Genomic DNA, 6,586 nt, shown 5'->3' on the forward strand with positions numbered 1-6,586 from the left:
AAGGGCCCAGCCTCCGCGGCCGGACACGGCGGCCCGTCCAGCCACGCTCACCGGGACGGCTCCGGACGCCTCTTCCTTGCGAGTTCGAGTGCCTCGCACAGCATGCGGGTACCCTCCGCGAGGCGCGGGGTGTGTCGCTGGAGCAGCGACGGCGGAATGAAGAAGAGGTTGCCCCGGCGCACCGCGGTGAGCTGGGTCCAGTCCCGCCAGCCGTCCAGCCAGTCCGCCCGTTCTTCGCCAGGACCGCCGCTGACGATCGCCTCGGGATCGGCCGCAATCACCGCCTCGAGCCCCGGACGCGGTACCCGATTGTCCAGGTGCCCGAAGATGTTCCGCCCGCCGCAGAGTCGGATCGCCTGACCGATCAGATGCCGGTCGTTCACCGTCATCAGGGGCTGATCCCAGACCTGATAGAAGACGCGGACCTCGGGACGATCGGCGAATCGGTCGCGCAGCGTCGCGATGGCATCGAGGAAGGCACTGGCCTCGCGGGCGCCGCGCTCCGGCTGCCCGGCGAGCCGGCCCAGCCGCCGCAGATTTGCGGCGATCCCCTCGAAGTCACCGGGCTCGCTGTAATAGACCGGGATCCCCAGCGTCTCCACGCGCTCCAGCGCCGCTCCGGGGCTGCCGCTCCCCCAGGCGATCACCAGGTCCGGCGATGCCGCCAGCAGCCGCTCGAGATCGAGCTGGGCCGCGGTGCCCAGGCGGGGAATCGAACGCGCGGCCTCGGGGTGGTCCGCATGCGCGACGGTGGCCACGATGCGGTCGCCGGCGCCGATCGCGAAGAGCAGTTCGGTCAGATGCGGAGCCAGGCTGACGATGCGCTGGGCCGGTTCGGAGAGCGTAACAGTCCGGTTCCGGTCGTCGGAGACGCTGACAGCGCCTGCGGCCGCCGTCAGCCCCGTGGCCGGCAGGACGAGCCAAAGGACCAGCACCGCAAGCCACGACAGGCGAGGGGGCCGGGGTCCCGCCGTCGGTTTCGGCATCAATCGTCTTCCTTCGCCGCGTCGGTCCCGCGCACGCGGCGGCTCCGCCAGAAGACCTCGCCATCGCCGGCCTCGCGCGCGAGGAACCGGGCCAGCACGAACAGCAGGTCCGAGAGCCGGTTCAGATACTGGCGGGCAGCAGTGGTCACGGTCTCGTCGCGGGCAAGGCGCACGAGGTGACGCTCCGCACGACGGCTGACGGCGCGTGCGAGGTGGCAGCTGGTGGCCGCGGGACCCCCGCCCGGCAGGATGAACTCGCGCAGCGGGGGCAGATTCGCGTTCACCTCCTCCAGCCGGTCCTCCAGCCAGGCCACCCGATCGTCGGGAAGCAGCGACTCGCCGGGCATGGCCAGTTCGCCGCCGAGGTCGAACAGGTCGTGCTGGATCTCCAGCAGCCAGCCAGCCTGCGCCCGCGGGATTGCGCTCGAGAGCACCATGCCCAGTACGCTGTTCAGTTCATCGACATCGCCCATGACCTCGATCCGCACGGAATCCTTCGGCACGCGCGGGCCCGTGGCGAGCCCGGTCGTACCGTCGTCACCGGTGCGCGTGGTGATGCGGGTAAGGCGCTTGCCCATCGTGAATCTCCAGACGTTCTTGAAAAAAAGCATCGGCCAGGCGAGTTGGCCTCCTGCAGCGCTAACTGCTTGGCCCTTGCGCCATCCTTCACAACAACAATCTCCCTCCCCCGCTTGCGGGGGAGCGCCCCCGGGGACAGATTGGCAAATCTGTCCCCGGCCTTTGGCGGCCCTGTCCCGCAAGCGGGAGAGGGGGAAAGGCGTGACTTTCACGCTAACGCTGCTGATAATCCAGGGTGACGAACAGACCCCTGCCAGGCTGGTTGTAGTCGGTGCCGAACTGGCGCGCCACGACATAGTCGCGATCGAACAGATTCTGCGCCGATGCGCTCACCGTCCATTCCCGGTCGATCGCGTAGGATGCCCGAAGATCGAAGGTGGCGAATCCGGAGAGGCGTTCTGTGTTGTCGGAATCCTCGAAGCTGCGCGCCTGGGCCAACAGGCTCCCGCCCACGGAGAGATTGCCGATCCGGCGGTCGATGTCAAGACGCGCGCTGGCGGGTGGACGCCGGCGCAGTTCGTTTCCTGTCTCGCGGTCCTCCGCATCCAGAAGCGTGACGGCGGCGCGTGCGATCCAGTCGCCGGCTTGATAGCCACCCTCGAGTTCCAGCCCCTGGATGCGCGCCTCGTCGACATTCCGGGGCGAAAATCTTCCCTGGTCGTCGGTGACATTGGTGATCAGGTCATCGATCCGGGTATGAAACACGGCGGCATCGATGAAGACGGGGCCGGAGGCGTATCGTGCACCCAGTTCCAGCGTGCGGGATTCCTCCGGGTCGAGTTCGGGGTTGCCCTCGAAGAACGCGGAGCCGGGAAAGTAGAGTTCGTTGAAGGTGGGTGCATTGAAGGCGGTCCCCACGGAGGCCCGAACGCGCGTCGTGCCGGAAACGGGGAGGCCCCAGCCCAGCTGCCCGGTGGTCTTCCCGCCGAACTGTTCGTTGTCGTCGCGGCGCAGGCTCGCCGTCAGGTCGTGGCGGCCGAGCTGACCGTCGACGACCGAGTAGATTCCGACGTTGTAGCGGGAATCCTCGGCAAAGGCCTCGGTGCTGCTCACCCGGTCTTCGTAGGCGTCGATGCCGCCGAGGAGCAACCAGCCTCCGGGCAGACTGACCGTGTTCTGCCAGTCTGCCATGTCCCGGCGCGTGTCGAACCTCGATTCCCGGTCGGCGACGCTTCCTCCCTCCAGGGTGAACAGTTCGTCTCGCGACTGGGACAGTGCCAGCTGGGTATCCCAGGTGTCAGTGAGCGCTCTGCGCACACCGACGCGGACGGCTGATTGCCGGTAGTCGCTGTAGGCGGGCGCGAAGGGCCTCACGTCGACGAGTTCAAAGGTCTCGGGGTCGAAGATGAACTCGTCGGCATCGAACTCCGTTCTGCCCTCGGAGTACAGGAGGCTGCCAAACACCTCCATCCCGTTGTCGAACCCGTGCCGAACCTTGCCCGAGACAGAGGCATTGTCGTAGCCATCGGGGTCGTCGTCTCCGACCCCGGTCAGCACGTCGATGCCGTCGGTGTCGAAATGGCTTGCCGACAGGCTGTAGCGGGTTTTCGCTGTGCCGCCGGCGACACCCGCTCCGAGCTCGCGGGTATTGAAGCTGCCGCCGCCGACAAAGGCGTTCACGCGCGGCGGTCCCTCGCGCCCCTCGCGGGTGAAGATCTGGATCACGCCGCCGATCGCATCCGAGCCGTAGATGCTTGTGCGTGGTCCGCGCACGATCTCGATCCGCTCGATCTCGGACGGCGGCAGGTATTGCCAGGCGGGCGAGCCCGTGGTGGCGGAGCCCATCCGCACGCCATCGACGAGCAGCAGCGTGTGGTTGGAGTTCGTGCCGCGCGTGAACACGCTGGAGGGCTTGCCAAAGGGCCCGGTGTCGGCCACCCCGACCCCGGCGCGGCCGCGCAGCAGATCCGTGAATTGCTGCGGTTGCAGGCCCTCGATTTCCTCACGTTCGATGATCGTGACCGACGAAAGGGTCTGATCGATGGTCTGTGGCGCCCGCGTGGCCGTGACCACGATGGGATCGAGGCGCTCTGCGGCCTGGATCGCCGTCGCCGCAAGGCACGATGACAGGAAGATGCTCCGGGTCAGAAGGACCCGAACGGAACTGGAATGCTTCATGGTTGCCCTCCGCAAGCCATAGTCGCGGCGGGGCGGGCATCACGGCCCGGGGACACGGCGCAATGCGCGTGCCCGGTTCCGCCAGACGGCCCACCGCGGTCCGGTTGCAACCCTTCAGGCCGGTCTCCGGGCTCGGGGAACATCGGGCCGGGCCTCGATGTGCCGGGATGCCTTCCCGCGCCAGGGGCGCAGTGGCTTTCATCCCGTTCAGCCACGGGCCTGATGGCCCGGGACCTCCTCTTACCGTTGCGGGGGCAGCGCAGGCCTCTCACCTGCTTCCCGTTTCATCCCGCGCCCATCAGCATTGGGGCGGGACACCTGGAGGGTCATGGTCTGCCGGCACATGGCCGGCCGATTCGATCGCGTTCATTCCCATGAACGCAGCAGGGACATTACGCTACCAGCGTCCCGTTCGCAACCCGGAATCCCCGGGCGGAAGACTGAACTCCCCCTCTCCCGCTTGCGAGAGAGGGGCCGGGGTTAAGGGCCGGGGTCGGCGCCACATCCCCACCTCAGCCGTGACTCCGCGCATCCCGCCCTCCACCCTTCGGGCCTGCCTGCGACGGTTCGAAATCCGCTCCCGACGGATTTGCCCCGCAAGCGGGGGAGGGGCATCTTCATGGCTCGGGGTGGCTGCTTCGGCCATGTAAGGTTGGGGCCGCTTCGCGTGGCCCACATTGCGCCGCTCGTATCGGCTTCGGGTGTGGCTGTTGCCGCAGGTGGACTTTGCTACGCTATCCCGTTCACACCCCTCCGGTTAACGCGAGCTGCGCCATGAGCATTTGCACCCGATTCGCCCCGAGCCCCACCGGCTACCTGCACATCGGCGGCGCGCGCACCGCCCTCTTTTCCTGGCTCTACGCGCGGCACCACGGCGGGGAATTCATCCTGCGCATCGAGGATACCGATCGCGAGCGGAGCACCACCGAGGCCGTCAACGCCATCCTGGAGGGAATGGCGTGGCTGGGGCTGAGCTACGACCGGGGCCCTTTCTATCAGACCGAGCACCTCAACCGTTACCGCCAGGTGATCCAGCAGCTGCTGGCGTCGGGTCACGCCTACCATTGCTACTGCACCCGCGAGGAGCTGGAGGCGATGCGCACGGAGCAGATGGAGCGCAAGGAGAAGCCACGCTACGACGGCCGCTGCCGCCACCGCACCGAACCCCGCGAGGGTGTGCGGCCGGTGGTCCGCTTCCGGACCCCGGAGGAGGGCGTGACCGTGGTCGATGACATGGTCCGTGGCAAGGTCGCGTTTCAGAACAGCGAGCTCGACGACCTGATCATCGCGCGTTCCGACGGCACGCCCACGTACAACCTCACGGTGGTGGTCGACGACATGGATATGGGGATAAGCCACGTCATCCGCGGCGACGATCACCTGAACAACACGCCAAGGCAGATCAACATCCTCAAGGCACTCGGTGTCGAGCCGCCGCGCTACGGCCATCTTCCGATGATCCTTGGTCCCGACGGGACCAAGCTGTCGAAACGCCACGGCGCCGTGTCGGTGATGGTCTACCGGGAGGAGGGGTATCTGCCGGAGGCGCTGCTGAACTACCTGGTGCGCCTGGGCTGGTCGCATGGCGATCAGGAAATCTTCACCCTGGACGAGCTGGTCCGCATGTTCGACATCGCCGAGGTCAACCAGTCGGCGTCCGCGGTGAATCCCGAGAAGCTCCTCTGGCTGAACCAGCACTACATCAAGGTGCAGGAGCCGGATCACGTGGCCCGTGAACTGCGCTGGCACCTCGGCCGGATCGGCATCGACCCCGCGGATGGCCCCGAACCCCGGTCAGTGGTGCTGGCGCAGCGCGATCGTTGCAGGACCCTGCGCGAAATGGCGGAATCCAGCGCCTTCTTCTACCGCGAGTTCTCGGAATACGACGAAAAGGCCTTCCGGAAGAACCTGAACCAGGACGCCCTGCCGGTGCTGCAGGCACTCCACGACGGCTTCCGGGCGCTCGGCCGGTGGGAGAAGGAGGCCCTGCATCAGGTTGTGATGCGCACGGCCGAGGTCCTTGACCTGAAGCTGGGCAAAGTGGCCCTGCCCTTGCGCGTGGCCTTGACCGGCGGCACCGCTTCGCCCGCGATCGACGAAACCCTGGAGCTGGTGGGCCGGGAGCGCACCATCGCCCGGATCGAACGCGCACAGGCCAGAATTTCTGCAGAGGCGGCTTGACAGGTCTGGGGCCCATGGGTAAATTGCGCGCTCGCCTTTCGGGGCCATAGCTCAGCTGGGAGAGCGCCTGCATGGCATGCAGGAGGTCGGCGGTTCGATCCCGCCTGGCTCCACCAAAAGGTGACGTGCGAGACGGCTATGCACAGGTTCGGGATGCTTTCCCTGTATGTGGGACTCGTGCTCGGGATCATCGGCCTCCTCGGTGGTTTCGGTATGATGTTCGCCGGCAGCGATAACTGGGCCAAGCCCATGATCGCGATGGTGCCCATCGGATTCCTGCTCGTCTTTAACGGAGTAGTGACGACCCTTCTGCACAGTCCCGGTGACGGGGCCGAGCCGAAAGGTCCCCCGGAGTAGCACTGCAGTATCGACGCTGCCTCTGCGTCCCCATCGTCTAGAGGCCTAGGACACCGCCCTTTCACGGCGGCGACCGGGGTTCGAATCCCCGTGGGGACGCCATTTAATCAAACACTTGGAAAGACCGGCGCAGAATCTGTGAGGAATTTGCGTAAGTCCCCGCGCGCGTGCGCACACGAAAACGGCATGCCCCGAACGGTAGCCGCTGGTTCGCGCACCAAAAAGCCGGATTCCGGCTCATCGGCAGCACCGGCGGGGTCGTGCCTGCGACGCAACCTGCTGCGGCTAATCGCGTAACCGGTCTCGCACGCCATTTGCTTCCGCTCCGGGGCGCCGGTACCAGAAGCCGCACAGTCGCCGGGAGC

At 66.8% G+C, this 6,586-nt stretch carries 4 protein-coding genes, 2 tRNA genes and 1 riboswitch; of the genes, 3 read left to right on the forward strand and 3 right to left on the reverse strand.

What is annotated here, in order from left to right; all coding sequences use genetic code 11:
• Positions 1-47: 47 nt before the first annotated feature.
• The 3 genes from ACESMN_RS07740 to ACESMN_RS07750 all read right to left on the reverse strand — a co-directional run bounded on the left by ACESMN_RS07740 (position 48) and on the right by ACESMN_RS07750 (position 3,683).
• Positions 48-986, reverse strand: coding sequence for a cobalamin-binding protein (locus ACESMN_RS07740; RefSeq protein ID WP_373053022.1), 939 nt, complete (start codon positions 984-986; stop codon positions 48-50).
• A complete protein-coding gene (locus tag ACESMN_RS07745) occupies positions 986-1,564 on the reverse strand; it encodes a cob(I)yrinic acid a,c-diamide adenosyltransferase (RefSeq protein ID WP_373053023.1) in 579 nt (192 codons plus the stop codon). The genes ACESMN_RS07740 and ACESMN_RS07745 overlap by 1 nt, the downstream gene beginning before the upstream one ends.
• A 214-nt stretch (positions 1,565-1,778) precedes the next feature.
• Positions 1,779-3,683: a TonB-dependent receptor domain-containing protein gene (locus ACESMN_RS07750; protein ID WP_373053024.1), complete on the reverse strand. Its 1,905-nt coding sequence runs from the start codon at positions 3,681-3,683 to the stop codon at positions 1,779-1,781.
• A gap of 99 nt (positions 3,684-3,782) precedes the next feature.
• A riboswitch (cobalamin riboswitch) is annotated at positions 3,783-4,020 on the reverse strand.
• Between the two features lie 437 nt (positions 4,021-4,457).
• Between ACESMN_RS07750 and gltX the strand changes: the two genes are divergently transcribed.
• The 3 genes from gltX to ACESMN_RS07765 all read left to right on the forward strand — a co-directional run bounded on the left by gltX (position 4,458) and on the right by ACESMN_RS07765 (position 6,323).
• On the forward strand, positions 4,458-5,864 hold the full coding sequence (gene gltX, locus ACESMN_RS07755; protein ID WP_373053025.1) for a glutamate--tRNA ligase: 1,407 nt from the start codon (positions 4,458-4,460) through the stop codon (positions 5,862-5,864).
• Between the two features lie 40 nt (positions 5,865-5,904).
• Positions 5,905-5,980, forward strand: a tRNA-Ala gene (locus tag ACESMN_RS07760).
• A 267-nt stretch (positions 5,981-6,247) separates the two neighbouring features.
• Positions 6,248-6,323 (forward strand) — tRNA-Glu (locus ACESMN_RS07765).
• Positions 6,324-6,586: the final 263 nt, after the last annotated feature.

This window comes from Thioalkalivibrio sp. (assembly GCF_041690275.1).
Lineage (GTDB): Bacteria > Pseudomonadota > Gammaproteobacteria > Ectothiorhodospirales > Ectothiorhodospiraceae > Thioalkalivibrio.

Bases quoted from the DNA above. Each gene is read 5' to 3' on its own strand.
- ACESMN_RS07740 (WP_373053022.1), bottom strand. From the start codon at position 986: ATGCCGAAACCGACGGCGGGACCCCGGCCCCCTCGCCTGTCGTGGCTT.
- ACESMN_RS07745 (WP_373053023.1), bottom strand. From the start codon at position 1,564: ATGGGCAAGCGCCTTACCCGCATCACCACGCGCACCGGTGACGACGGT.
- ACESMN_RS07750 (WP_373053024.1), bottom strand. From the start codon at position 3,683: ATGAAGCATTCCAGTTCCGTTCGGGTCCTTCTGACCCGGAGCATCTTC.
- gltX (WP_373053025.1), top strand. From the start codon at position 4,458: ATGAGCATTTGCACCCGATTCGCCCCGAGCCCCACCGGCTACCTGCAC.